Annotated in this window: 22 protein-coding genes; 9 read left to right on the top strand and 13 right to left on the bottom strand. The window is 41.9% G+C overall.

Annotated features, from left to right (window positions below):
• Positions 1-70 precede the first annotated feature (70 nt).
• On the top strand, positions 71-556 hold the full coding sequence (locus CYAN7822_RS10500; protein ID WP_013322238.1) for a low molecular weight protein-tyrosine-phosphatase: 486 nt from the start codon (positions 71-73) through the stop codon (positions 554-556).
• On the opposite strand, the gene CYAN7822_RS10495 is transcribed toward CYAN7822_RS10500, so the two are convergent.
• Positions 553-1233, bottom strand: coding sequence for a response regulator transcription factor (locus CYAN7822_RS10495; protein WP_013322237.1), 681 nt, complete (start codon positions 1231-1233; stop codon positions 553-555). The genes CYAN7822_RS10500 and CYAN7822_RS10495 overlap by 4 nt on opposite strands.
• Before the next feature lie 468 nt (positions 1234-1701).
• A complete protein-coding gene (secA, locus tag CYAN7822_RS10490; RefSeq protein ID WP_013322236.1) occupies positions 1702-4506 on the bottom strand; it encodes a preprotein translocase subunit SecA in 2805 nt (934 codons plus the stop codon).
• Between the two features lie 465 nt (positions 4507-4971).
• Between secA and CYAN7822_RS10485 the strand changes: the two genes are divergently transcribed.
• The 3 genes from CYAN7822_RS10485 to CYAN7822_RS10475 all read left to right on the top strand — a co-directional run bounded on the left by CYAN7822_RS10485 (position 4972) and on the right by CYAN7822_RS10475 (position 8942).
• Entirely contained in the window at positions 4972-7287 is a 2316-nt protein-coding gene (locus CYAN7822_RS10485) for a sensor histidine kinase (protein WP_013322235.1), read from the top strand.
• Complete coding sequence (locus tag CYAN7822_RS10480) at positions 7226-7681, top strand: response regulator (RefSeq protein WP_013322234.1); 456 nt, start codon at positions 7226-7228, stop codon at positions 7679-7681. The genes CYAN7822_RS10485 and CYAN7822_RS10480 overlap by 62 nt, the downstream gene beginning before the upstream one ends.
• Before the next feature lie 64 nt (positions 7682-7745).
• Positions 7746-8942, top strand: coding sequence for a hybrid sensor histidine kinase/response regulator (locus CYAN7822_RS10475; protein WP_013322233.1), 1197 nt, complete (start codon positions 7746-7748; stop codon positions 8940-8942).
• Positions 8943-8957: 15 nt separating this feature from the next.
• On the opposite strand, the gene CYAN7822_RS10470 is transcribed toward CYAN7822_RS10475, so the two are convergent.
• Positions 8958-10184, bottom strand: coding sequence for a DUF3747 domain-containing protein (locus CYAN7822_RS10470; RefSeq protein ID WP_013322232.1), 1227 nt, complete (start codon positions 10182-10184; stop codon positions 8958-8960).
• Positions 10185-10399: 215 nt separating this feature from the next.
• Between CYAN7822_RS10470 and CYAN7822_RS10465 the strand changes: the two genes are divergently transcribed.
• The 4 genes from CYAN7822_RS10465 (at position 10400) to CYAN7822_RS10450 (ending at position 15774) form a co-directional block, all read left to right on the top strand.
• Complete coding sequence (locus CYAN7822_RS10465; RefSeq protein ID WP_013322231.1) at positions 10400-11125, top strand: 2-phosphosulfolactate phosphatase family protein; 726 nt, start codon at positions 10400-10402, stop codon at positions 11123-11125.
• Positions 11126-11440: 315 nt separating this feature from the next.
• On the top strand, positions 11441-12607 hold the full coding sequence (locus CYAN7822_RS10460; protein WP_013322230.1) for a cysteine desulfurase family protein: 1167 nt from the start codon (positions 11441-11443) through the stop codon (positions 12605-12607).
• A gap of 550 nt (positions 12608-13157) precedes the next feature.
• Entirely contained in the window at positions 13158-15122 is a 1965-nt protein-coding gene (gene rne, locus CYAN7822_RS10455) for a ribonuclease E (protein WP_013322229.1), read from the top strand.
• 4 nt (positions 15123-15126) lie between these two features.
• A complete protein-coding gene (locus CYAN7822_RS10450; RefSeq protein ID WP_013322228.1) occupies positions 15127-15774 on the top strand; it encodes a ribonuclease HII in 648 nt (215 codons plus the stop codon).
• A 69-nt stretch (positions 15775-15843) separates the two neighbouring features.
• Here CYAN7822_RS10450 and CYAN7822_RS10445 read toward each other — a convergent pair whose 3' ends face one another.
• The gene (locus CYAN7822_RS10445; protein ID WP_013322227.1) at positions 15844-16416 is read right to left on the bottom strand and encodes a DUF1997 domain-containing protein; all 573 of its coding nucleotides are present in this window, start codon (positions 16414-16416) and stop codon (positions 15844-15846) included.
• Between the two features lie 284 nt (positions 16417-16700).
• Between CYAN7822_RS10445 and pheA the strand changes: the two genes are divergently transcribed.
• Complete coding sequence (gene pheA, locus CYAN7822_RS10440) at positions 16701-17564, top strand: prephenate dehydratase (protein ID WP_013322226.1); 864 nt, start codon at positions 16701-16703, stop codon at positions 17562-17564.
• Here pheA and CYAN7822_RS10435 read toward each other — a convergent pair.
• From CYAN7822_RS10435 to CYAN7822_RS10395, 9 genes are all read right to left on the bottom strand, one after another.
• Complete coding sequence (locus tag CYAN7822_RS10435; protein ID WP_013322225.1) at positions 17561-18202, bottom strand: LON peptidase substrate-binding domain-containing protein; 642 nt, start codon at positions 18200-18202, stop codon at positions 17561-17563. The genes pheA and CYAN7822_RS10435 overlap by 4 nt on opposite strands.
• 273 nt (positions 18203-18475) lie before the next feature.
• Positions 18476-18793, bottom strand: a complete 318-nt coding sequence (gene rpsJ, locus CYAN7822_RS10430) for a 30S ribosomal protein S10 (RefSeq protein ID WP_012597472.1) — start codon at positions 18791-18793, stop codon at positions 18476-18478.
• A 118-nt stretch (positions 18794-18911) separates the two neighbouring features.
• On the bottom strand, positions 18912-20144 hold the full coding sequence (gene tuf, locus CYAN7822_RS10425; RefSeq protein WP_013322224.1) for an elongation factor Tu: 1233 nt from the start codon (positions 20142-20144) through the stop codon (positions 18912-18914).
• Between the two features lie 158 nt (positions 20145-20302).
• The gene (gene fusA, locus CYAN7822_RS10420) at positions 20303-22378 is read right to left on the bottom strand and encodes an elongation factor G (RefSeq protein ID WP_013322222.1); all 2076 of its coding nucleotides are present in this window, start codon (positions 22376-22378) and stop codon (positions 20303-20305) included.
• Between the two features lie 154 nt (positions 22379-22532).
• Complete coding sequence (gene rpsG, locus CYAN7822_RS10415) at positions 22533-23003, bottom strand: 30S ribosomal protein S7 (RefSeq protein ID WP_013322221.1); 471 nt, start codon at positions 23001-23003, stop codon at positions 22533-22535.
• Positions 23004-23078: 75 nt separating this feature from the next.
• Positions 23079-23450 carry a 30S ribosomal protein S12 gene (rpsL, locus tag CYAN7822_RS10410; RefSeq protein WP_013322220.1) on the bottom strand — a complete coding sequence of 124 codons (372 nt, stop codon included), beginning with the start codon at positions 23448-23450 and terminating at the stop codon, positions 23079-23081.
• Between the two features lie 134 nt (positions 23451-23584).
• Positions 23585-23914, bottom strand: a complete 330-nt coding sequence (locus CYAN7822_RS10405) for a HesB/IscA family protein (protein ID WP_013322219.1) — start codon at positions 23912-23914, stop codon at positions 23585-23587.
• Between the two features lie 127 nt (positions 23915-24041).
• The gene (locus tag CYAN7822_RS10400; protein ID WP_013322218.1) at positions 24042-24458 is read right to left on the bottom strand and encodes a phosphomannose isomerase type II C-terminal cupin domain; all 417 of its coding nucleotides are present in this window, start codon (positions 24456-24458) and stop codon (positions 24042-24044) included.
• Positions 24459-24736: 278 nt separating this feature from the next.
• The gene (locus CYAN7822_RS10395; RefSeq protein WP_013322217.1) at positions 24737-26956 is read right to left on the bottom strand and encodes a SulP family inorganic anion transporter; all 2220 of its coding nucleotides are present in this window, start codon (positions 26954-26956) and stop codon (positions 24737-24739) included.
• Positions 26957-26969 lie beyond the last annotated feature (13 nt).

Raw genomic sequence — 26969 nt, 5'->3', positions numbered from 1 at the left:
AATTATACTTTAGTTTCATCCAGTCCTAAAATCGCTATAATCTAGGACTTGATGAGAATTGTAATTATCTATGCCTTATAAGCTGCTATTCGTCTGTTTAGGTAATATTTGCCGTTCTCCTTCGGCAGAGAATATCATGAATCATCTCATTGAACAGGCTGGTTTGAGTGAGAAAATTCTTTGTGATTCGGCAGGAACTTCTAATTATCATATTGGTGAGCCGCCTGATCGTCGTATGAATGCCGCCGCTAGTGGTCGAGGCATTCCGCTCAAGGGCAAAGCCCGACAATTTCAACCCTCAGATTTTGAGAATTTTGACCTAATTTTAGCGATGGACCGCGAAAATTATCGCGATATTCGGCGGCTAGATCCGAGTGGTCAATATCAAGACAAAGTTCGCTTAATTTGTGAGTTTGCGACTCATTATTCCATCAAAGAGGTTCCTGATCCCTACTATGGCGGACCCGAAGGGTTTAATCAAGTGATCGATCTGCTGTTAGATGCTTGTAGTGGCTTACTCGAGGAAGTCAAGCTAAAGGGCTTGCAAGAGCATTAATCAACGAGATGATGTTCTAGGGCAAAACGCACTAATTCTGCTCTATTATTGGTTTCGGTTTTTCTGAGTAAGCTACTAACATACTTTTCTACGGTTCTTGGACTTAAATGAAGTTGCTGGCCAATTTCCACGTTTGACAGTCCTTGAGCGAGTAATTCTAGCACTTGTTTTTCTCGTGCGGTTAACTCGGGTGGAGGATTGAGGGTAGGTAATTCGGGGAGTGGAGGAGGGGGTTGACTTTTTTTCAACTCAGCTTGTTTTTCTTGGAGTTGTCGGTTTTTATAACGCCATTCAGATTCCATAATCTGCGATCGCTCCAGGAGATTGCGAATTACCGCCCCAAGTTCCTCCATTTCAAAGGGTTTAGGCAAATAGACATCACAACCCGCTTGATAGCCGCGAATTCTTTCATGGGTAGTGCTTTTTTCCGTCAAAAATACTACCGGTAACAGACGAAATTCAGGACGTTGACGTACCTGGGCCACTAATTCATAGCCGTCTGTGCGCGGCATTTTAATATCGGATACTAACAGGTGGGGATGGTAAGTTTCTAACAGAGATAGGGCTTCCTGGCCATTTTTAGCAGTTACAACTGAATATCCTGACAGTTCTAGGTAATCCTTGACTGCCAGGCGAATTCCAGGGTCATCATCAGCAATTAAAATCAACAACGGCATATTAGAATCTGGAAGATGGCGAAGGAGAGCAGTATTTTTAGCCTATCATTCCCAAAATATTAAACGGTAACAGATTTTATTCTAATCTTATGCTAGATGAGCCGTTCACGTTAAGTAATCTCTAATCACATAAAATTTAAGCTCAACTAATATTAAAAAGAATAAGTCAATGAGCTACGCATAAAAGCTCACTTAAAAAATCGCTTTAGGGGTTAATTTATTATTTATTATATCGACAAAGTGAGAGAAACCGGTTAGGAATTCCGACAAATGAAAAAGCCCTTGAAAGTCTTGCCATGTTTCGACTTCAAAGGCTCTGTCTTTCTTCTCACTCCTCACACAATTAAAATATAATCTAGTTCTATTGTGGGCACATAGGAGTAAGTGACGCTTTAATGAGTGTCATATTCTCGGAAACTTTTTTAGTGATGTTAAAGTGGATTTTTCAACCCATTTCCTCACTCGAGTTTACACTGCTTGCGGCTGTCCTTGGGGTTTAAATTGGAACAGAGAGTACACCACATTGCGACGAATGTCAATCATCATTTCCAAGAACATTTCATAGCCTTCTTGCTTATACTCGATCAAAGGATCTTTTTGTCCATAACCCCGTAAGCCAATGGACTCTCGTAATGATTCCATGCCTTGTAGGTGTTCTCGCCAAAGGGTATCAATTTGTTGCAGGATAAAAAACCGTTCTGCATCTCGCATCAGTCCCGGACGAACATGATCGACTTCCTGTTCTTTAACGTCATAAGCTTTCCTCACCTCTTCATGGAGGAAATTCTTAATTTCAAAGACCGTCATATCTTCTATATCGGCGGGTTCGACATCCTGTAGCAGATAGACGAATTCTTTGACTTTACTGACTAAGGTGTTGAGGTCCCATTCTTCGGGGGGTAAGTCAGGGTTAACGTAAGCTTCGACAATTTCGTCCATCGTTTTTTCAGCATACTGTAAGACCTGTTCTTTAAGGTCTAGCCCTTCTAACACCCGCCGACGTTCTGCGTAAATGGCTTTACGTTGATTATTCATCACCTCGTCATACTCAAACACCTGCTTACGGATGTCATAGTAGTAAGTTTCTACCTTTTTTTGGGCCCCTTCTAAAGAACGGGTCAGCATTCCTGACTCAATGGGCATATCTTCTTCTACCTGTAAAGCTTCCATCAGCCGCGCCACTCGATCACCCCCAAAAATTTTCAGCAGGTTATCTTCTAAACTGAGGAAGAAACGAGTAGATCCGGGGTCGCCTTGACGACCGGCCCGTCCCCGTAACTGGTTGTCAATGCGTCGTGACTCATGGCGTTCTGTTCCAATGACGTGTAGTCCGCCGAGTTCTACCACTTCTTTATGTTCTTGACTGGTAAAAATTTCATATTCACCGCGTATCTTTTTATAAACTTGCCGCAGTTTTTGAATTACGGGGTCATCTGTGGGGGCATTTTCTGAGGCGATCGCAATTTTTTCCTCGGTTTCTAATTCGGCCAAACTTTGCTCGCCATAGTATTCCACAGCAATTTTAACGGCTTCTTTGAGGCCTTTAACGGTGGCTTCTGACAATTCAGTGGGGAAAATATCAGCAGACGCTTTCCAGGTTTTCACCTTCCTATCAGAGGCAAACCCTTGGGGACGACGACGACCTCCTAAACTGGGGACACTGACCGCTAATTCATCGTCATCGGGTCTGACAATTTTCGGCATCAAGTATTCCCGAATTTTCAAACGGGCCATATAGTCTGAATTTCCCCCCAAGATAATATCGGTTCCTCGCCCTGCCATGTTAGTGGCTATGGTGACAGCGCCTTTTCGCCCGGCTTGGGCTACGATTTCTGATTCCCGTTCTACGTTTTCAGGACGCGCATTGAGCAAGTTATGGGGAATTTCTTTCTCTCGCAGTAACCTAGATAAAAGTTCTGATTTTTCGACGCTGGTTGTTCCGACTAAGATCGGACGACCCATTTTATGCAATTCTTCCACTTCGTCAGCGACGGATCGCCATTTCCCCCCTTCCCCTTTATAAACGGCATCCGGCAGGTCGTAGCGTTGAGAGGGCCGGTTGGTGGGAATAATGGTTACTTGTAAGTTATAGACCTTTTCTAACTCGGTTTCTTCGGTTTTGGCTGTACCGGTCATGCCTGAGAGTTTAGGATAAAGCAGGAAGAAATTTTGATAGGTAATGGTGGCTAGGGTTTGGGTTTCCTGTTGAATTTCCACTCTTTCTTTGGCTTCAATGGCTTGGTGGAGTCCATCACTCCAACGTCTGCCGGGTAATACCCGTCCGGTAAACTCATCGACGATCACCACTTCGCCGTTACGGACGATGTAGTTCACATCTTTGAGGAAGAGTTCTTTGGCTTTGATGGCGTTAAAAATGTAATGGGCCCAAGGGTTTTCTTGATCGTATAAATCTTTAACACCTAAGAGTTCTTCGGCTTTTTTAAACCCGTCATCCGTCAGCAAAATATTGCGGGCTTTTTCATCGACTTCATAATCTCCGGGGCCGTCTTCTACTTCTTGTTTGACTAATTGTTTGACGATTTCGGCGGCTTGATAGTATTTTTCGGTGGGGCGTTCAATGGGACCAGAAATAATTAGAGGGGTTCTCGCTTCGTCGATTAAAATTGAGTCCACTTCGTCAATGATGCAATAGCTAAAGGGACGTTGTACCACTTCTGCCATCGAGGTGGCCATATTGTCCCGTAGATAATCAAATCCTAATTCACTATTGGTGGTATAGGTAATATCACAGGCGTAGTTTTTCTTACGTTCTTCTGGACTCATCCCCGCTTGAATTAAGCCCACACTCAGCCCGAGAAAACGGTGAACTTGTCCCATCCATTCCGCGTCACGACGGGCCAGATAGTCGTTAACAGTGACGATGTGAACGCCTTTGCCGGTTAATCCATTGAGATAAGCGGGTAAGGTAGATACTAAGGTTTTTCCTTCCCCGGTTTTCATTTCAGCAATTTGTCCTTTGTGCAACACGAGGCCCCCCATCAGTTGCACATCAAAGTGGCGCATCCCTAAAACCCTCTGTGAGGCTTCTCGCACAACGGCAAAAGCTTCCGGTAAAATTTCGTCAAGAATTTCTTCTATTTCGCGGTCATTGTTAGCTTTTTCCAATTGTTCTCTAAATTCGTCTGTCTTGCGCTTGAGATCGTCGTCTGATAATTTCTTGATCTCTTCTTCGAGCAGATTTGTTTCTGTGACGAGGGGTTGAAATTTATTGAGTTTACGAGTGTTAGGGTCTCCGAATAAAGCTTTCAACATAGCCGTTTTTTTATTTTTATGTTACCGTTGCCGCGCTTTCTGATTGAGAAAGTATAAATATATGTTAATTATTCTACCATTTTACGAGACAGCACACGGGAGTCGCTGCTTCTTCTGCGCTCTTTGCCGGAGTTGGGAGTCGGATGACTCTATTTTTCCTGAGCTTAACATAATTTCACAAAATCCTACAATTCGTGATTTTTAGTCGCAAATTGTAATAAGGCAGTGAGAAATTTTAGGGAATTTCTAGGCTATACTTAAAAATATACTTCAATGAGTATTTTTGCTGCAAAAAAAATCCACCAGAAAAATTAAAAAAACCTTAAACTTTGCTGGAGAAAAGATCGGCTTCAATAAGTAAATATTACCAGCTTGGCATTGAGAGAAGCAAAAGAAAATTAAAACAAAAGTCTATAATAAACATCTAGTCAGAGCTAGAAGTAAAGATTCAAGGAGAGTGAAAAAATGGTTGCTGTAGATTTATCAATAGCGAATATCGGCTTAAATCGTTTAGAACAAGAACCGATTCATTTATATAATAGAATTCAGTCTTATGGAGTTTTGCTAGTGTTAGCCGAACCCGATTTACAAGTGATACAAGTAAGTAGTAATGCCGAAACGATATTAGGAATTAGTATTGATCAGATTTTACAGAGTAAGCTAGAAGATATTTTTGATCCGTTCCAAATTGATCGTCTAAAAGAAGGGATAATCGAAAATAATTTTGATGCCTTAAATCCTTCCAAAATTTGGGCAAGAGTTAAGGGCGATGAATATGTAGTTTTTGATGGAGTATTTCATCGCAATGCCGATGGTTTATTAATTTTAGAATTAGAACCGGCCATGACTTATGAAAATATTCCTTTCCTCAGCTTTTATCACCTAGCGAAAACTTCCATTAATCAACTCGAAAAATCTGCTAAATTAACAGAATTTTGTCAGATTATTGTCCAAGAAGTCAGAAAACTAACCGGATTTGACCGGGTAATGTTATATAAATTTGATAGCGAAAATCACGGCGATGTCATTGCAGAAGACAAACGAGAAGAACTCGAACCCTATTTAGGTTTACACTATCCAGAATCGGATATTCCCGCACCAGCCCGAAAATTATTTACCGCCAATTGGATCAGAATTATTCCCGATAGTCAGGCGACACCGGTGGACATGATCCCAGCCGTTAATCCCACCACAGAACAGCCTTTAAATTTAACCCTATCTATTTTGAGAAGTCCCTCTCCTTGTCATTTAGAATATCTCCATAATATGGAAGTGGGGGCATCTTTAACCATATCTCTGATTAAAGATAACAAGCTTTGGGGACTCATTGCTTGTCACCATCAAACCCCCAAATTAGTGCCTTATGAAGTGCGGAAAGCTTGCGAATTTTTAGGGCGAGTCGTATTTTCAGAAATATCTATCAAAGAAGAAACCGAAGACTATGACTACCGCATGAAGCTGAACTATGTTCGCTCAAGATTAGTGGAGTATATGTCTAGCGAAGAACACTTTATTGATGGATTAGTTAAACATGACCCCAACTTATTAGAACTGACAAACGCCACCGGAGCCGCCATTTGTTTCGGGGGAAAATATACTTTATTGGGGCAAACTCCCGACGAAGAAGACCTCAATTATTTAATTCAATGGCTACAGAAAAACGTCAAAGAAGAAGTCTTTTATACCGATTCTTTGCCTCGGGTTTATCCAGATGCGAGAAAATATAAAGATGTGGCCAGTGGATTACTCGCTATCCCCATCGCCAAACGCAATTATGTGTTATGGTTCCGTCCAGAAGTGATTCAAACCGTCAATTGGGGAGGCAACCCCAATAAAGCTTACGAAACCACCACCGAAGATGGAGAATTACGACTGTGTCCTCGGAAATCTTTCGCCCTCTGGAAAGAAACTGTCCGCCTGAAATCTTTACACTGGAAACCCTCAGAACTGAATGCGGCTCTAGAACTGAGAAAAGCGATCGCCAATACCATTTTAGCTCAAGCCGAAGAACTCGCTCAACTGGCCCATGATTTAGAATTATCTAACTCAGAACTGAAAAAATTTGCTTACGTTGCTTCACACGACTTACAAGAACCCCTAAATCAAGTCGCTAACTACGTTCAACTGTTAGAATTACGTTATCGAGAAGAACTCGATGAAGACGCACAAGAATTCATTCAATTTGCTGTAGATGGTGTGAGTTTGATGCAAACCCTGATCGATGATGTATTGGCTTATTCTAAAGTCGATCTACAGCAGGTAGAATTTGAACTCACTGAAGCAGAAACAGCCTTAGACAAAGCCTTAAGTAATTTGCGGCGGCGGATCGGAGAAAATGAAGCTATCATTACTCATGATCCCCTTCCCACAGTGCTGGCCGATGGAACTCAATTAATGCAATTATTCCAAAATTTGATAGCCAATGCCATTAAATTCCGCAGTGAAAAACGCCCTGAGATACATATTGGGGTAAAAAGGTTAGACGAGGCTTGGTTATTCTCCGTTAGCGATAATGGGATCGGCATTGATCCTCGATTTTCCGAACGGATTTTTGTCATCTTCCAACGCCTACACACCCGAGATGAATATCCAGGCACCGGTATGGGACTAGCCATCTGTAAAAAGATTATCGAATGTCACCGGGGACGCATCTGGGTTGAATCTGAACTCAAAGAGGGGGCAACATTCTACTTTACAATTCCAGTAGGAGGACGTGATCGTGAGCTACGGAGAGGACGTAAAGCCCAAAATTATATTATTAGTGGAGGACAGCAAAGCTGATATTCGCTTAATCCAAGAAGCCCTAAAAACTAGCTCTACTGAACATACGCTCATGATCGCCCGGGATGGGGTGGAAGCTATGGACTATCTTCGTCAAGAGGGAGAGTATAAAGAAGCTATCCGCCCTAATCTAATTCTTCTCGACTTAAATTTGCCTAAAAAAGATGGACGAGAAGTTTTAGCCGAAATCAAAGCCGATCCAACGCTCAAACGAATTCCGGTCGTGGTTTTAAGTACCTCCCGCAATGAGGAAGATATTGACCACAGCTATGAGTTACACGTGAATTGCTTTATCAGCAAATCCCGTAATCTGAGCGAATTGTTCCGCATTGTCAAAGAAATAGAAACTTTTTGGTTAACCACTGCTACCTTACCATCAGACGAGAAAATCTAAAATTTATGTTAAAAAGCAACAAAATCGCGTTAGGGTAGAGGTGGAGAGGGTAAACAGCATAACGATGGTACTCACCAGCACAGTCAACGTTTTGTTAATTGAGGATAATTTGGCAGAAGCCAGACTTCTGCAAGAAATTCTCAAGGGTTCTCATCTGAAACAATTTAATTTATGTCATGTCAAGCGGCTACGAGAAGGGCTAGAAAAAATCCGCTCTGAGCCATTTGATATCATTTTATTAGATTTGACTCTACCCGATAGTCAAGGGTTAGAGTCTCTTAACCCTTTAGTGCAAATTGCTCCTCATGTTCCCATTGTGGTTCTCACCAACACCAATGATGATCACCTCGCTCTCGAAGCCGTCAGACGAGGAGCGCAAGACTATCTCGTTAAACGCCACGTCACCCTAGAAATTTTGGTTCGTTCTCTGTGTTATGCCATTGAGCGCAAGCAAGTGGCCCAACAGTTAGAACAAATGAATGAGAAATTACAAATGCGGGTAGAGGAACGCACCGCCGAACTCACAAAAGCCAAAGAAATCAATCAGCTTAAAACTGAGTTTGTTTCGATGCTCTCCCATGACTTCCGCAACCCTCTAAATACGATTCTTTTGTCGGCTGGTTTATTAGAAGATTGTCGTGATCGACTCAGCCAAGAACAACAACTGAACTATTTTCAAATGATTCGTTCTGCTATTAAAGATATGGATCAGTTGTTAACAGAAGTTTTAATTATTGGCAGAGCCGATGCCGGCAGACTCAAATTTAATCCAGTTCCTCTCAATTTAAAAGAATTTTGTGCTAATATATTACAGGCTTTTCGTCTCAATATTAGTGAGGCTCATCAACTCATTTTTAAGGCCGATGGAAATTTTAATGATGGGCTATGGGATGATAATCTTCTTAGACATATTTTAAATAATTTGCTCGGAAATGCTCTGAAATATTCTCCTAATGGCGGCATAATTCGCTTAGATTTAATTGAAGGAAAAGGGCAAGTCATTTTTACGGTTCAAGATCAAGGTATTGGCATTCCACCAGAGGCAATAGAAGGACTGTTTAAGCCTTTCTTTCGAGCCACTAATGTAGATAATATTGCAGGAACGGGTTTAGGATTAGCTATTGTGCAACGCTGTGTAGAGACTCATGGCGGCTATGTTGAGGTTAAAAGTCAAGTGGGAGTGGGAACAACCTTTATGGTGACTTTGCCCATCATCAGAGATGATTTTTTAGATGATGAGCGGCTTTTACTGCAAAACTAACGATTCATTGGTTAGTTAAAAAGGAATCATTCGGCTATTTAACCCTGCATTTTTTAAATTTTGGATCACGTTTTGGGCATTATCAGCCGTGCTAAATACTCCCACTTGCCAAAAAGACTGGCCATTGTATTTTGTGGGGAAAGATTCAGGATAAAGTGAGCGCAATTGTTGTTGTTGAGAACCGGTTTTAGCCTCCACTAAAACTTTATAATTTTTCGCTTGAGCGATGGAACGACTAGAAGGCGTTCGCCCAGAATTGTTATTAAGATTATTGAGCGTATCCGATAAATTTTGACGTTGTGAATTAGACGAGTTGAGAGAGGGAGGGGGAACAATTTGATTGTTAGGATTTTGAGAGGGGGGAGCAACTGGCGGCAAAGAAGACGGAGAAAACGGGGGAGGGGGTAATTCACCAGAATATTTCTTAGTATTAGGAACATTAGCTCGAGTGTTACTGTTAGCCGCAGGAACCGAAGGAGTTCGCTCAGAACGATAGGATTCTAGAGAACTATCATTAGAAAACGAATTATTGCTCGATGCGGCCGGAGGTTCAGAAGATTCAGCCGTAAAAGTATATTCATCAGGCGACTGCTGCGAAACCGTTGGGCTAGTATTTCCGTTCTGCTGGCTCGAGGGGGCGGCTGTATCGGATTGATTAGAAGAAGACACCGCCGAACTATCTTCTGGAACCATCGCTTGAGTATCCCCAGTCAAATACACATGGCCTAAAACTTTGCCTTGATAAGTCCGTTTGGTAAATCGCCATCCGGGGTTAAGAAAGATTTTCAAAAGACCTTGAGTCATTCCGTAGGTTCTACCGATCACAATGGGCGGTTTAGACGGATCAACCCGATTTAGCGCAACCAAGACTAATTCCCCATTACGCTGTTCAATGGAGAGCAAATAATTTAACCCATAATCTTCACCATCAATGCGAACCGAATAGCCATTACTATCGGTACTGCGTTCACAACTGCCCGTAAAATCAAAGTTGAGCAACAGAGGGTCTACTGTGACCGGTTTCGTGCCACTTTCACTCCAACACTGTCGTTGTTGGGGAATTTGGCGAATAATTAATAGATCGTATTTATTATTTCCATAGGGCCTAGCGATCGCAATAAACGAAGATTGATCTACTTCCTGTTGATCAAAAGTGGCAGCGCTGACCAAATTATAAGCCGGAAATTGGGTAAAGATAATTGATACTAAAACAGCCAAGGGGCTTGATAATGAGAGTTTCATGATCCTTTTAGCTTATATAAAGGAAAATTTCTTAACTTAAATATGACTGGGTCAATAAGACGAGATTTGTTCCATTTTGTTGGCCAAATAAGAAAAATTTTAGAATCTTAGTGGAGAGGAACAAAATAACTCTAAAAAATTCCCGAACACCTCTAACCAGACATGATAAAATCTACACATTGTCAAAATTAGCTATTTCTGTAAGGGTTTAAGTCGTGAAACTTTTTGTTTATCACACCCCCGAATTAACACCGACGCATGATTTACCTGATTGTGCCGTAGTGATCGATGTATTACGGGCTACCACAACCATCTCAACCGCTTTAAATGCTGGTGCTGAAGCCGTACAAGCCTTTAGTTCTCTTGAACAGTTGCTCGAAGTCAGTTCGACTTGGTTGCCAGAAAAGCGTCTTCTGGCGGGAGAACGAGGGGGGGCTAAGGTAGAAGGATGTGACTTAGGTAACTCGCCGTTGGATTGTAGTCCTGAATTGGTACAAGGAAAACGTCTATTTATCAGTACCACTAATGGCACCCGTGCCTTACAACGAGTCGAACAATCTCATACCGTATTAGCCGCCGCTTTGATCAATCGAAAAACGATCGTCAGTTATTTACTCGAGAAAAATCCCTCTACGGTATGGTTACTCGGTTCGGGATGGCAAGGCGGCTATTCTTTAGAAGATGCTGTTTGTGCCGGCGCGATCGCTGATTTGCTGATGCAGCATCAAGACAATATTGAAATTGGCAATGATGAAGTCATAGCCGCTAGAGCGCTTTATACTCAGTGGCAAAATAATTTACTAGAAATGTTCCATAAATGCAGTCATGGTCAACGGTTATTGGGGTTAAACTGTCATGAAGACTTAAAATATTGTGCCCAAACGGACTTTTTAGATATATTACCTATTCAAAAAGAACCCGGCGTTTTAATTAAAGGTTAATTTTTTAAGAAAAGAATAAGCACAAAAATAATAAAGTCATCTAAATTTTAATCCTTTAACAACAAAATTTGAGAATTTTTAGAGACGTTGGCGGCAACGTCTTTATCAATATAGAGGGGTGTTAAGCGAATTGAGTAAGCTGGGAAAGGCTCGGGGGATAAACTTTGGCCGCTTGCCTTTGGCTTGACAAGTACCGCGATATATATAAAAGGTTAAAAAATGATGTACAATAAAGTAGGTACATTTTTCACCACAAGTTGAGCGAGCGCAAACCCATAACAACCATAATCACTATGCTTGATTGATAACTTGTTTATGCTCCAACGCCCAATTTACCTCGACTGCCAGGCAACAACCCCAATGGATAAACGGGTACTAGAAGCCATGCTGCCCTATTTTACCGAACACTTTGGCAATGCTTCTAGTATTACTCACATTTATGGATGGGAAGCAGAAGCAGCCATCAAAAAAGCTAGAGCAATCCTAGCGGATGCGATCAACGCTACCCCAGAAGAAATAATATTTACCAGTGGGGCCACAGAAGCCAACAATTTAGCGCTCAAAGGCGTTGCCGAAGCATATTTTAGTAAAGGGCGGCACATCATTACGGTTTCTACCGAACATCATGCAGTTTTAGATCCCTGTAAATATCTGGAAAGTTTGGGATTTGAAGTGACTTATCTTCCTGTAACTGGGGATGGGTTAATAAATTTGGTACAATTAGAGAAAGCTATACGGTCCGACACCATTTTAGTCTCGGTGATGACAGCCAATAACGAAATTGGAGTCATCCAACCCATAGCCGAAATTGGGAAAATTTGTCACGCTCATCAAGTTCTATTTCACACCGATGCCGCACAAGCGCTCGGCAAAATCCCCCTAGATGTAAAGAGCCAAAACATAGATATAATGTCTATGACGGCCCACAAAGTTTATGGGCCCAAAGGAATTGGTGCTTTATATGTTCGTCGTCGTAACCCTAGAGTACGTCTAGCATCCCAAATTCAAGGAGGCGGACAAGAAAAAGGATTAAGGTCGGGAACATTATTTACACCTCAAATTGTCGGCTTGGCTAAAGCAGTAGAAATAGGACTAGAACAAATGCCGTCTGAAACCGGACGACTCAGAATGTTACGGGACCGCCTCTGGCAACAAATAAGCCAACTAGAAGGAATACATCTAAATGGTCATGCGGACCAGAGACTCGCCGGTAACTTAAATATTAGTGTAGAAGGAGTGGATGGAAATGCGTTATTACTAGGAATGCAATCAACGGTAGCGGTTTCTTCAGGATCAGCTTGTTCATCGAGTTCGACAGCCCCTTCTCACGTCTTAAGCGCTTTAGGACATGAGAAATCATTAGCCTATGCCTCTTTAAGATTTGGCATTGGCAGGTTTAATACCCTCGAAGAAATAGACAAAGTGGCAATAACCACCAGAAAAACCATAGAGTCTCTTCGTCAAGCCTTGATTAAGGTATGACATAATTCAAATTTGTCTTGCCATCGTGATCCTTTTCAGGTTATATTCAAGTTAAAATAATCTAAAATAAAGCTACTGCTAAAGTGGTTATTGAGAAACAAGGAAACAGGAATAGCTCTAGTGGAGCAAAAGTGCGATAATTAGACAAAAGCTATCTGCTGTAGTCGTTAGAGCATACTGAAAAAAATAGAATGCAGAGTTAAATACTCCTTGTTTCCATAGCGTCTATCCTGAGCTAACCCCTAACTGATATTCTGCATTCGAGCGCGTATTTACACAAGAAGGACTTGAAAGATTTAGCCAAAAATTTATGTATTCCTTATGGGTAAAGGTAAACCAAAGTAAGGAAAGTCATAACTTTAAAGACCGTTTACAGCCTTACAGTCGTTTGTGAGTTGAAATAGGTATGTACAGAATGTAATTGTTCTACTGCTCAACTCGATATTTGATAAGAAGAGTTTAACCAATGACCGTGTTTAAGAACAGTCCAATCGACGAACACAGCATAGATTATCCGTCTTAACCAACCATACAAGTTTGAGGGAATTCAATGCCAAAACAAATTATTATCGCGGAGCAGCATCACATTGCGGCTGTTTTCTGGGAAGATCAAATTCAAGAATTAGTCGTTGCTACAGGCAATCAACAAGTAGGAGACATATATTTAGGCTTAGTAGAAAATGTAATTCCCGGAATAGATGCAGCATTTGTTAATATTGGGGATGCAGAACGCAATGGATTTATTCATGTAACAGATTTAGGGCCTCTACGCCTGAAAAAAACAGCCGGAGCCATTACAGAATTATTAGCCCCTCAACAAAAGGTGCTAGTACAGGTGATGAAAGAACCCACCGGCAATAAAGGCCCACGTCTGACGGGAAATATTACCTTACCCGGACGCTATTTAGTCTTAATGCCCTATGGCAGAGGAGTAAACTTATCTCGACGCATCAGAAACGAAGATGAACGCAGCCGCTTAAGAGCCTTGGCTATATTAGTGAAACCAGCCGGCATGGGGCTTTTGGTTCGCACTGAGGCAGAAGGAAAAGCCGAAGAAGCGATCATGGAAGACCTAGAAGTGCTTCAAAAGCAATGGGAACTGATTCAACAACAAGCGGCTTCAACCCGTCCGCCGGTCCTCTTAAACCGAGATGATGACTTTATTCAACGGGTGCTGCGGGATATGTATACCTCAGATGTCAACCGCATCGTGGTAGATACCCCCGCCTCAGTTAAGCGAGTCAAACAGCATTTAATCGGATGGAGTGGAGGACGCTCACCCGAAGGGGTGGTGATCGACTATCATCGAGAATCTCAATCAGTCTTAGATTATTTTCGCGTTAACGCCGCTATTCGAGAAGCCCTTAAACCGAGAGTAGATTTACCCTCGGGAGGCTATATTATCATCGAACCCACCGAAGCGTTAACCGTCATTGATGTTAACTCCGGTTCGTTTACTCGTTCAGCTACTTCTCGAGAAACCGTACTCTGGACCAATAGCGAAGCCGCTACAGAAATTGCCCGTCAGCTACGACTGAGGAATATCGGGGGAGTCATCGTGGTAGACTTCATCGATATGGACTCCCGCCGCGATCAACTGAAACTACTAGAACATTTTAATAAAGCCCTCAAAGCCGATAAAGCTAGGCCCCAAATCGCCCAACTCTCAGAATTGGGTTTAGTGGAATTAACCCGCAAACGTCAAGGGAAAAATATTTATGAACTATTTGGTCAACCCTGTCCCACCTGTAGCGGGTTAGGCCATTTAGCTCATCTGCCGGGAGAATCAGATGTCGTTAGTCTAGAAACTCTCTCCTTTAGCCCACCGCCTACCGTACCGGCAGTAACTCACGCGCCTCGACTACCCGAAAAGCCAATTATCGAACCTGAACCCAGTTTTGATGCTAACTATGATGATGGGGATGAAACTTCTCAACAAATGGACTTGTTGTATCATCCTAACTATCAAGACCAAGGCTTAGCGGCTGCCCGTCGTCGTCGCCGTCGTCGTTCTAATGATCTGATTAAAGAAGAAGGCGGTACGAAAATTTTGCCGGGCATTCCTGAACGGGAGTTAGATCTAGAATACGAACCCCCTCGAGAAGATAGAAGAGAGCGAGGAGTCAGAAATCAAAGACGGGATGAGATGCCTTTAGAAAGGGTATCTGTGGAAATGTCGGATTTAGAGCAAGATGTTTACTCAGAAATGGGGATTTCTCCGTTAATACTGTTAGAACGAGAATTTAAAGACCCTAGAACCGTCATTGTTTCTGTAAAACCCAAAGACAAGGAAACTAGGGAAATTAGAGAGATAACATCTGTTTCAGAACCGGTGGTTAATTCTGTCTCTCCCATTTCTGAGATTGCTCAACCAGAAACCGAATTAATACCAACGGTAGAAGATAATGGAAGTATAGAGGAGGATTTCTTTGCTCATGAGGAGGATCAGGATAGTTCTGATGATCGTCCTGTGATTCGTCGTCGTCGTCGTCGTTCTTCTGCTGCTACCAATTAATTTGATGACAAAGCCAATACTGCCTACTTTTGATATTTCTCTGTTGCCGGAAGTGAAAAGTCAAGAGACTTTAATTGCTGGTGTCGATGAAGTTGGACGAGGGGCATTGTTTGGCCCAGTAGCGGCGGGGGCAGTCATTATACCAGTCTCCGCCCTACCTCAATTAACAGCACTGGGAGTCAAGGATAGTAAGCAACTTTCCCCGAAAAAACGTAGCGAATTAGCCGCACAAATTAAGGCAATGGCACTGGATTTTCATGTCAGTTTTGCTACTGTTATGGATATTGATCGCATCAATATTTTACAAGCTTCTTTACTAGCTATGTATCGAGCGGTAGCTAAGTTAAAGGTTGAAGCGGCTGTGTGTTTGGTGGATGGAAAACAGCCGATTCCTAATTTAGCTATCAGGCAGGAAAATATTGTTAGGGGAGATGAGCGATCACCAGTGATTGCGGCGGCTTCTATTCTGGCGAAGGTTTGGCGCGATCAATTAATTGTGCGGCTGGCTCGGAAATATCCTCACTATGATTTAATTGCTAATAAGGGTTATGGAACCATTCGACATCGAGAAGCGCTGCTTAAATATGGACCTTCACCCCAACATCGTTTGTCTTTTCGGCCTTGTCAGAAAAGTTTGTCTATAAACAATTGAGTTGGGTTTCTTACCTCAACCCAACCTAAAATAATTATCTTAATTTAAATATGCTAATGAGTGACAAAGTTAAGTCAGCGCTTCTTTTACCTGACTGCTGACAGCAACTTCTTCGCTGAGTGCCCAGTGACGATAATCTTTTAATAGCTGAGAGAGTAACCGTTGCTTGATTTGTACTAAAACACTTTTAAGTAATCCATTCCCTGTGACTTCTAATAACGGTTTAGGGGTTAAGCTGAGGGCTGGTGGTAATTCAACTTTTACTTCTAAATCTGCCTGTCCTTGAAGATAAGTTTGATCGTTTTTCTGAATAGGTGCTAAAATTCCTTTGACTTTTAAAGAAAAGCGCTCGTTAATATATTCAAACCCGCGAATTTCACAACTTTCTGAGAGCAAATACACGGTTCCTTTTGCGTCTGCCCAAACTTTTAACACCACTGTAGGTTGAAAATGATACAGGTCCATAAAATTTAGAGGACGCATTTTCAGCCGGAATTGCGAGTCTGATAGCTGTTCCATTAAGTTAGGATTGGCAATAGCACTCACCAATCGTTGCGGCTGCCGCAAATAATGCTGTATGGGAATGGTTTGTTCCTCCACTGGAATTTCCACAGTCTCCGAAGCAGTAAAGCGTGTTTCCATAGATAGACTCTCTCAGCTTTGTCTTCTTTGTTAATGTTACTTTACAATTCTTAAAATTTTATAAAAATTGATTTAGTAATTATACGACCTCAACGAGAGGAAAACCGCACCTTTGTTGCATTTATTGACAATTATAAGACAAACTTGTACAAAATATTAATATATATTGACAAAACTCTCATTATTGATTATTAATGAGCCATTAATTAGGAAGTAGAGGGAAACAGACAGTTTCAGGAGATGATACTAATAGCAAGAACTAAAAACTCAATGTTAGATCGCTTATGGTAATTTCGATTGCCCATCTGGGACCCCAAGGAACCAATGCAGAAACAGCCGCACTCGCTTATGCTCAATGGTTAGAAAAACAAACCGGTCAACTTACTCAATTATCTCCTTGTCCGACCATTGCCCGAAGTTTATATGCAGTGGCTCACGAAGAAGTAGACTTAGGAGTAGTACCTGTAGAAAATTCAACAGAGGGAAGTGTCGCCATCACCTTAGATACCTTCTGGGAGTTTGATCAACTTCAAATTCAACAAGAGTTAGTGTTACCGATCATTCATACACTATTTTCTTGTGCCGCCACTCTAGAAGAGATTAAAACGGTTTATTCTCATCCCCAGGCCCTCGCGCAATGTCAAAAATGGCTAGAAAAGTCTCTGCCAAGAGTTCAGCTTGTGGCTACCAGTTCCACCACAGAAGCCCTAAAATATGTCAATTTGGAACCCACCACTGCCGCCATTGCCTCTCCCCGTGCGGCTAAACTCTACAACTTACCCATTATTGCTGATGAGATTAATGATTATCCTGATAACTGTACCCGCTTTTGGGTGGTGGGGAGGTCCCCAACAACCAACGGGAGTCACAGTGCTTTAGCGTTTAGTGTGCCAAAAAATGAGCCGGGTGCTTTGGTTAAAGCCCTTCAAATTTTTGCTGACCGAGGCATTAACCTTTCCCGCATTGAATCACGTCCCACCAAGCGCTCCCTGGGAGAGTATTTGTTTTTTGTAGATTTAGAAAACAGTATCAGCGACGACTCAACCCAAGCGGCATTAGCCCAATTAGCTAATTGTACTGAAATCATTAAGATTTTTGGGAGTTACCGAATATTAAAGATAGAATCATCGATGATAGCTAATCTTTAATTTAAAGCATCTTTAAGGGCTGTACGAGCGGCTAAATGACTGCGAGTAGAAGTAAGAATTTCGGCTTCTCGTTTTAAGCGAGCCAAGGTATCCTGCATTTCTAGGAGTGCTTGTTGTTCAAAAGCCACATTATACAGATTACCCGCGATCCAGTAAGATAACTCTCTTGGTAAGCTCGGTAAATCGTCAGGAAGTTCAATTTTTTGGTCCGTCAACTTAGCCGAGAGATGAACCACATCCCGCAGTAAGTTTTCTACTTCTTTGGCTAGAGGTCTAAGGTCTTCTGTGGGAGACTCATCTTCTATCCATTCCACTAAGCCAACTCGGTAAGGTTTTTCGCGAACATATTCAAGCACTCGGAATCTTTGTTGTCCAACGGTCAAAATTTTCATGCGATCATCGGGTAGGCGTTGAAAACGAATGATTTCAGCACAACAACCCACGTTAGCGATCTCCCCTCGCACCGGATCTACCATCAAAACACCAAAACGGCGATCATCATCTAGGATGGTATTCATCATGATGCGGTAGCGAAATTCAAAAATATGGAGGGGAAGAGGACGACCTGGAAACAGAACCACTTCCGGAAGGGGGAACAGGGGAAGTTCTCTAACTGCAATTGAAGAAGAGGATGCCATTGTACCTTTAGAATGCGATGCTTATGCTGTCCTCTTTATACTTTAACGGATTTTTAAGGGTTAGTCCCCGGTTATTCGTTTTTAGTCTGAAGATTTCCTTGATCTGGGGTTAGTGATTCAACCTAGATGGCTTTGTCTGTCTACTGCATTAATAAGGCAACTAATTTTTATCTCTAGTTAACCTTTAACAGTTAACCGTGAATAGTGAGCAGTTAAAAAAGTTAAAAAGAAGATATTAATAACTGATAACTGTTAACGGTTAACTGTTAACTATTAAAGCTTAACTTCAATATCAACCCCGGCGGGTAAATCCAATTTCATCAAAGCATCAATCGTTTTAGAGGAAGGTTGATAAATGTCAATAATTCGGCGGTGAGTCCGAGTCTCGAAGTGTTCTCGGGAGTCTTTGTCAACGTGGGGCGAGCGCAGGACACAGTAAACTCTTCGCTTAGTAGGTAAAGGAATTGGTCCTATTGCTGTAGCGTTTGTTCGATTAGCTGTATCGACAATCTTTTCACAAGAAGTATCTAATAAACGACGGTCAAAAGCTTTCAGACGGATGCGAATTTTTTGCTGTTGAAGTGTAGCCATAGTTGTTTTTTTTGAGTTTTCAAGGTTCAGAATTTTAGGATTAACAGAGGATTAATGACCAGCTATCAGAACAGAAAGGTTACTGAATTACTGGTCATTGTTGAAGGTTTAAGTTGTCCTACTTAATAATTTTAGAGACAACACCCGCACCGATGGTACGTCCCCCTTCGCGGATAGCAAAGCGCATCCCTTGCTCAATAGCGATCGGGTTGATCAGTTCTACGGTCATTTTAATCCGGTCACCGGGCATCACCATTTCTATAGATGCGCCTTCGTCAGAGGTGTAGTCTTTAATCGTGCCGGTTACGTCGGTAGTCCGAACGTAGAATTGAGGACGATAATTTTTGAAGAAAGGAGTGTGACGACCACCTTCTTCTTTGGTGAGAACGTAGACTTCCCCTTCAAACTCGGTGTGAGGTTTGATAGAACCGGGTTTAGCAATAACCATACCCCGTTCGATCTCATCTTTTTGAACACCCCGCAGTAATAGACCAACGTTATCCCCAGCTAATCCTTCTTCGAGGACTTTTTGGAACATTTCTACCCCAGTTACTGTGGTACTCCGGGTATCTTTTTTAACACCCACTATTTCAACGGTTTCGCCGACTTTAATCTTACCGCGTTCAATCCGTCCAGTAGCAACAGTTCCCCGACCACTGATGGAGAAAACGTCTTCTATTGCCATTAAGAAAGGCTTGTCAACATCCCGTTCAGGAGTGGGAATGTAGGCATCTACTTCATCCATTAAGGCGAGGATTTTGTCAACCCACTGGTTGTCTCCTTTTTTGATGCCAGGAGTTGCGGTTAAAGCATCTACGGCTTCTTTAGCAGAACCAATAACGATAGGAATGTCATCTCCAGGGAATTGATATTCACTTAATAATTCCCGAACTTCTAGTTCTACGAGTTCGAGCAGTTCTTCGTCGTCTACCATGTCTGCTTTATTTAAGAAGACAACCAAGCTAGGTACACCAACCTGTCTGGCTAAGAGAATATGCTCACGGGTTTGAGGCATGGGACCATCAGCAGCAGATACTACTAGAATTCCGCCGTCCATTTGAGCCGCACCGGTGATCATGTTTTTCACATAGTCAGCGTGTCCTGGACAGTCTACGTGAGCATAGTGACGTTCGTCAGTTTCATACTCTACGTGAGCGGTATTGATAGTAATACCCCGTGCTTTTTCTTCGGGAGCCGCATCAATATCATCGTATTTTCTGGCTTTGGCTTTTCCTTGTGCGGCTAAAGCCATAGTAATTGCTGCGGTTAAGGTGGTTTTCCCGTGATCAACGTGACCGATAGTACCGATGTTGACGTGAGGTTTAGTCCGTTCGAATTTTGCGCGTGCCATTTATTAACTATTCCTTTTGAGATCTTTTCACTGGTTGTTCATTTTTCATTATCAATGATTAGGTTGGCGGTTTTGGGTTTTAGAATAGAGATTTTTTTGATTGCTCTAATTTCTAATCCCCAAAACTCTTCACTATTCATTGAGCATGATTGATTGTGTTAGGCGTTTCCTTTGCTTTTAGAGATGATCTCTTCAGCAACGTTACGAGGGACTTCTTCGTAGTGACTGAACTCCATCGAGAAGATTCCTCGTCCTTGTGTGTTGGAGCGAATATCGGTCGCGTAACCAAACATTTCTCCGAGAGGGACTTTAGAAGAAACTTTGCCTAGTCCTTCCTCAGATTTCATGCCTTCAATTTGACCCCGACGACGGTTGAGGTCTCCTATTACATCGCCAAGGAAATCTTCAGGGACTTCTACTTCTACTTTCATCATGGGTTCGAGGATAACTGGAGAGGCTTTGCTAACCGCCTCTTTAATGCCCATTGAACCGGCAATTTTGAAAGCCATTTCTGATGAGTCTACTTCGTGGTAAGACCCATCGAGTAGGGTCACTTTTAAGTCAATCACGGGATAACCGGCTATAATTCCGGTTTCACAGGTTTCTTTAATCCCCTGTTCTACCGCAGGAACATATTCTTTGGGAATCGAACCTCCTACAATTTTGGAGACGAATTCAAAGCCGCTACCGGGTTCTGCTGGTTGCACTTCCAGCACCACATGACCATATTGACCTTTACCACCACTTTGACGGATGTATTTTCCTTCTGCCTTGGTGGTTTTGCGAATGGTTTCGCGGTAAGCTACCTGGGGTTTACCGACGCTTGCTTCTACCTTATACTCTCTGAGCATCCGGTCTACGAGAATTTCTAAGTGTAATTCTCCCATTCCGGCGATTACCGTTTGATTAGTTTCAGGATCTGTGTTGACTCTGAAGGTCGGATCTTCTTCGGATAAAGCTTGTAAAGCTTTGCCCAGTTTTTCCATGTCCTGCTTAGTTTTGGGTTCAACCGCTACCGATATAACAGGTTCAGGAATAAAGAGGGATTCTAGGATGATCGGATTCGCTTCATCACATAAGGTATCGCCGGTGATGGTATTTTTTAACCCAATGGCTGCCCCTAAGTCTCCGGCTCGCAGTTCATCGACTTCAATGCGATCGTTAGATTTTAAGACGATGAGGCGAGAGATTCGCTCTTTTATATTTTTGGTTGAGTTATAGACATAACTGCCTTTGCTCAGAACCCCTGAATAAACCCGTAGGAAGGTTAGTCTTCCATAAGGATCTGCTGCTATTTTGAAGGCTAGGGCTGAAAAAGGCGCGTTATCATCGGCTGTTCTAGACGCTTCTTCTCCATTGGGTAATACACCCTTAATGGCCGGAACGTCTAAGGGAGAGGGCAAGTAGTCTACTACTGCATCCAGTAGAAGTTGTACCCCTTTATTTTTGAAGGCAGAACCGCAAAGCAGGGGCATAATTGCTCCAGTAATTGTTCCTCTTCTTATGCCCTGTCTTATTTCTTCCTCGGTTAATTCCTCACCTTCTAAATATTTTTCTAATAATTCTTCTGAGGTTTCTGCTACTGCTTCAATTAGAATGGTGCGAAATTCTTGGGCTTGATCTACCAAATCTGCTGGGATTTCGGCATCTTCAATTTCTTTACCCAAATCATCTTTATAAATTTTCGCTTTCATCCGCACCAAATCTACGATGCCATGAAAATCACTTTCACTGCCAATTGGGATCTGAATGGGAACTGCATTAGCTCTCAGGCGATCTTTTATTTGGTCGTAGACTTTGAAGAAGTTTGCCCCGGTTCTATCCATTTTGTTAACAAAGGCAATACGGGGCACGTTATAGCGGTTGGCTTGTCGCCATACCGTTTCTGATTGGGGCTGGACACCTCCCACTGAACAGAATAGGGCAACCACTCCATCTAATACCCGCATGGAACGTTCTACCTCAATGGTGAAGTCTACGTGTCCGGGGGTATCAATGATGTTGATTCGGTGATCTTGCCAACTGGTACTAATGGCCGCGGCGGTGATGGTGATTCCTCTTTCTTGCTCTTGGGCCATCCAATCCATAGTGGCAGTTCCTTCATGAACTTCACCGAGTTTGTGAGCGATTCCCGTATAAAATAGGATTCGTTCAGTCGTTGTTGTCTTGCCCGCGTCTATGTGAGCCGCGATTCCGATGTTGCGTACTCTCTCCAGCGGGATACTACGTGCCACAGCAACCTCCTTTATTTTTTCCTGCTAGTTGTGTTATTTGTACTATTTTTTTTACACTATTTACAATTCTATACTTTTCTTTGCGAAAATTTTTAAGCGGCAGAGTAGGGTTATCCACCGCCACGTCCCGAATGCCTTCGGTGATTACAAGTAATCAATATCTATAATGAGCGAAGGCTTTGTTAGCTTCGGCCATCCGGTGAGTTTCTTCGCGTTTTTTAATGGCTCCTCCCGTTTCGTTGGCAGCATCCATTATTTCGGATGCTAATTTAGCGGCCATGGTGCGACCATTTCTATTGCGAGAAAAGGAGATTAGCCAACGCAGAGCTAATGTGGTGCCTCGTCCTGGGCGAACTTCCATCGGGACTTGGTAGGTTGCCCCTCCCACCCGACGCGCTTTCACTTCTACTAAAGGCGTAATGTTTTTAACCGCTTGCTCAAATACTTCGAGAGCGTCTCTACCGGTTCTTTCTCCTACATTTTTTAACGCATCATAAACGATGGTTGAGGCTAGGGATTTTTTCCCTGAGCGCATTACCCGTCTGATGGTCATGTTTACTAAATAGCTATTAAACACGGGGTCTGGCGGAATGGGTCGCCTTTTAAGGTTTTTTCGTCGAGACATGGTTTGTATTTTTCCTTTTCACGCGATGAGACTTTTAGGGGTTTTTTCCCTCCAATGTTGGCTCTGTTGAATGTTTTATTTGGGACGTTTAGTTCCGTATTTAGAGCGCCCTTGTTTGCGGTCTTTTACACCCGTCGAATCCAATGTCCCCCGGATGATATGATATCTTACCCCAGGTAAATCTTTTACCCGACCGCCTCTAATGAGAACCACTGAGTGTTCTTGTAAGTTATGTCCTATCCCTGGAATGTAAGCTGTTACTTCAAACCCCGAGGTTAAACGAACCCGGGCTACTTTGCGTAAAGCCGAATTGGGTTTTTTCGGAGTTGTGGTGTATACTCTAGTACAAACTCCTCGGCGCTGAGGACATTGTTTTAGCGCTGGGGATTTCGTCTTTTTCTGGATTTGAGAGCGTTCACTACGAATTAGTTGTTGAATTGTGGGCATGAGTCAAGTAATTAAAGCTTGAGTATAATCTCCCAATCTTTATTCTAGAATGGTCAGCAACTTATAATCGTAACTAAATTCATGATGGTGTGTCAAGGGCAAAAAAAATGGCAACCGGTTGGTTTCTTGCCGGTTTACACCGCGATGTTAAAAGATAAGCCGCAACCGCAATTTTCACTCGAGGAAGGATTATGGAAACGAAAGCTACCCCCCATTAAATCTTCAGCATAATCTATGGTGAGCTTTTTAAGATAGTGATGAGTGTCCGCATCAATAATGATGTTAATACCCAGACTTTCATAAATGTGATCGCCGATTTCCGGTTGGGGACAGAAGTCTAGTACATAATATAACCCTGAACATCCGCCGGGTTTTACCCTCACTCGAAAATAACTATTGCCTAAAGAGCGGCTATGTTGTAAACGTCTGATCTCATTGGCGGCGGCACCGGTTAAGTCAATCATGGGCAAAAAGGTTTTTATAACTTAACAAATAACTTCTTAAGAGCAAATTTTACTTTTCTTTATCTAGTGATAGCTCCCTAGAGAGTGACGTACTCCAGGGAGAAAAATCCGCAGTTATATTTTAGCTTTAGACATGACGGGCATAGTCATCTTGAAAACGGATGATGTCATCCTCTCCCAAGTATTCACCATTTTGGACTTCGATCAAGATCAATTTAATGACTCCTGGATTTTCTAATCGATGGGCAGTACATTGAGGAACATAAGTTGATTGATTAGCCGATAAAACTTGCTCGTTATCTCCACAAATCACTTTAGCTGTCCCGGAAACCACAATCCAGTGTTCACTGCGATGATGGTGCATTTGTAAGCTTAGGCGATGTCCTGGATTAACTTCTATACGTTTAATTTTATAGCCTGCGGCTTCCTCTAAAGTGGTAAAAGACCCCCAAGGACGCATTTCTGTCACTGGTGCTTTTGTTCTTGTAATGGATGTTAAAACGGAAAGATCTGATACGGGAGAGGTTTCGGTAGATTGAACCATGATTATAACTCCTGAATACTTATAGTTAGTTACTGAGAATTTAAATGATCTTAATTTAAGATAACAGTTCAGTCTGAGAATTTGTCATCAGAAACTTTTGTTATTTTTACACGTATAAGTAGCGGGCATTGACAAAATATGCTAGTATACTCTTACGTAAATTTTCGGACTTCGTTTTTCAGGCTTCGCTAAAGTCAAGCGGAGCTAAACTCGGCTAAGGTTTCGAGAGTTAGTCATAAATCTTCATAAGCGGCTAAAACAAAACCCTTGACTTGAACTTAAGCCGACTCAAGTAAATCTTGTTGAACTCGTTTAAATCGTTTGACTAGCAATTGAGCAATAAAACGATGAAAAGCGACGGCTAAGGGAGCGTCAAATTTCTCCATTTTCTTGAGATTTTCTTGAGATAAGAAATAGGCGCAACTCGGTCTATCAGCCACCACAGAAGCTGAACGAGGCGAGTCATCATAGATGCCCATTTCTCCCAAAATAGTACCCACTTGAAATGTCCGCAGACGTTTGCGTTGTTGAGAAGAAGTTTCGATCATAACGGTCACTTGACCAGATTCTAAAAAATATAGTCCATCAGAGGGTTCGCCCTGTTTAAAAATTAATTCACCGGACGAATAATCTAAACAAATCAAATATTTCATAAATTTAAACACTTGTTCCGGTCTAAGGAAAAGTTGAGTGAGTTGTTCAGCTAAAGTTTGTGGACTTTCTTGAAGATTAATAAATTCTTCTAATAATTGATTTTCACACCATTCTAATCCTCGATCTAAAGTAGGTAAAAGCAAGGCAAGTTTATGTTCATCATCTAAACAATCAGCTTGTAAAAGCCTTTTTCCAATCGAGTTAGGAATGGTGGTATAAAGAATAGATAAATTATTTTGTTGAGCTAAAATTTTTAACTTAATAAAGCTAAATATAGCCGAAGAATCTAAGCCGCTTACATGACGAAAATCTAAGATAACATAGCGCAAAGGCATTTTTTGAGGATCAGCCATGCGGCGACGAATTTGATTCACTAAGTGATTGGCAGTGCCAAAAAAAATAAAACCTTGTAGTTTAATGACATGAATTTGATCAGTTAAGCTTTTGAGCAAATTTTCTTGAGACTGAAAACGCTGTACATTACTTTGGCAATTGGCTCCTGAAAGTTGTTGTTTAATCACATCAGTGAGACTGTAGTTGATGACAAAAATTACTACAGCTAAGATCAAACCAATAGCCACTCCTTGAAGAAATCCGACAAAAACAATAATAACAGCAATCAACAGAACAACAAAAATATCTGCTTGAGCAAGTTTGAAGCGAGATTGCTGAATCCATTCTCCAAAAAAATCTAAGCCAAGAAACAATAACATTCCCCCAAAAATGGGTTTAGGGATCAAGCTAAATAACGAGGCTCCGCCAATCACAACAATTAAACAGACTACAGCCGTCAAAAAGCCCACCAAGCGAGTTTTAGCCCCCATTTTATAAGCCAAAACAGAGTCAGCTAAAATCTGATAACCGACCATTCCCCCCAAGGTACCAGAAATAATATTAGCTATGCCGGCAACTTCTAATTCTTGGTTAATTTCAATATCTTGTTGACTGACAATTTCTAGACTACTGACAGTCAACATAATAGAAACAGCACTAACAATCATGATAGTGATTAAATTTCCCACTTGTCCGAAAACCGCCATCCAGTTAACGTGATTCAAATTTGATAATTTAAAAGGTTGCCAGATCCCCCCTTCGGGAAATTGACTAAATAACCATCCCGAGGACTGTAATTCGGCAATTGTTACGCCAGTTGCCCAGACATAAAGGTAAAATATAATAATAGATAAAGCTAATATACCGGGTACGCTTAGGGGATGATTGGTAGTTCGAGAGATAACAAATAAGCAAGCTCCCACGATTAAACCAAACAGCCAATGAACTATAATATTGGATTGAAAAAATACCGAGAAGTTAGAAAAACTGGGGCTAATATCTGTCATCACTTGCATAGCACCTTGAATTAATAACCATCCCGTGCCAGCTAAAAATCCTCCAATAACCGGATAAGGAATAAAGCGAATTAATCCCCCAATTTTTAATCGTCCTAAAGTTAATAAAAATACACCTGTCAGAACAGAAGTAAGCGCAATAACTGTGATGATCGTATAAAAAATTTCCTCTTCATTGATGCCGGATGTTGATGACATTTGCTCTTGAATCGCTACAGCACTGATGGCTAAAATAGCAGTGGGTAGGGCATCGCTATCAGCAATCATACCCGGAAAAGAACTGGTTAAAGCGATCACTCCTCGAAAAACCACAGCACTGATCAAAGCAATACCTATTCCTGCGGCAATATGATTAGTTAGATTTCCCGAAAAAATCAAAGCCGCATAGGAGATCGAAATCATAATGCCGATTGCGCCACTGATGACACTTACTGCTAGGCTAGGTATTAGATCGTTGAATTCAAATGATATTGGTAACTTAGTTGTACGCCACATAAATTATAGTAAA

Source organism: Gloeothece verrucosa PCC 7822 (genome assembly GCF_000147335.1).
In the GTDB taxonomy this organism is placed as follows: domain Bacteria; phylum Cyanobacteriota; class Cyanobacteriia; order Cyanobacteriales; family Microcystaceae; genus Gloeothece; species Gloeothece verrucosa.
Note: the sequence above shows the minus strand (reverse complement) of the source record. Positions and strands in the feature narration are given on the sequence as shown.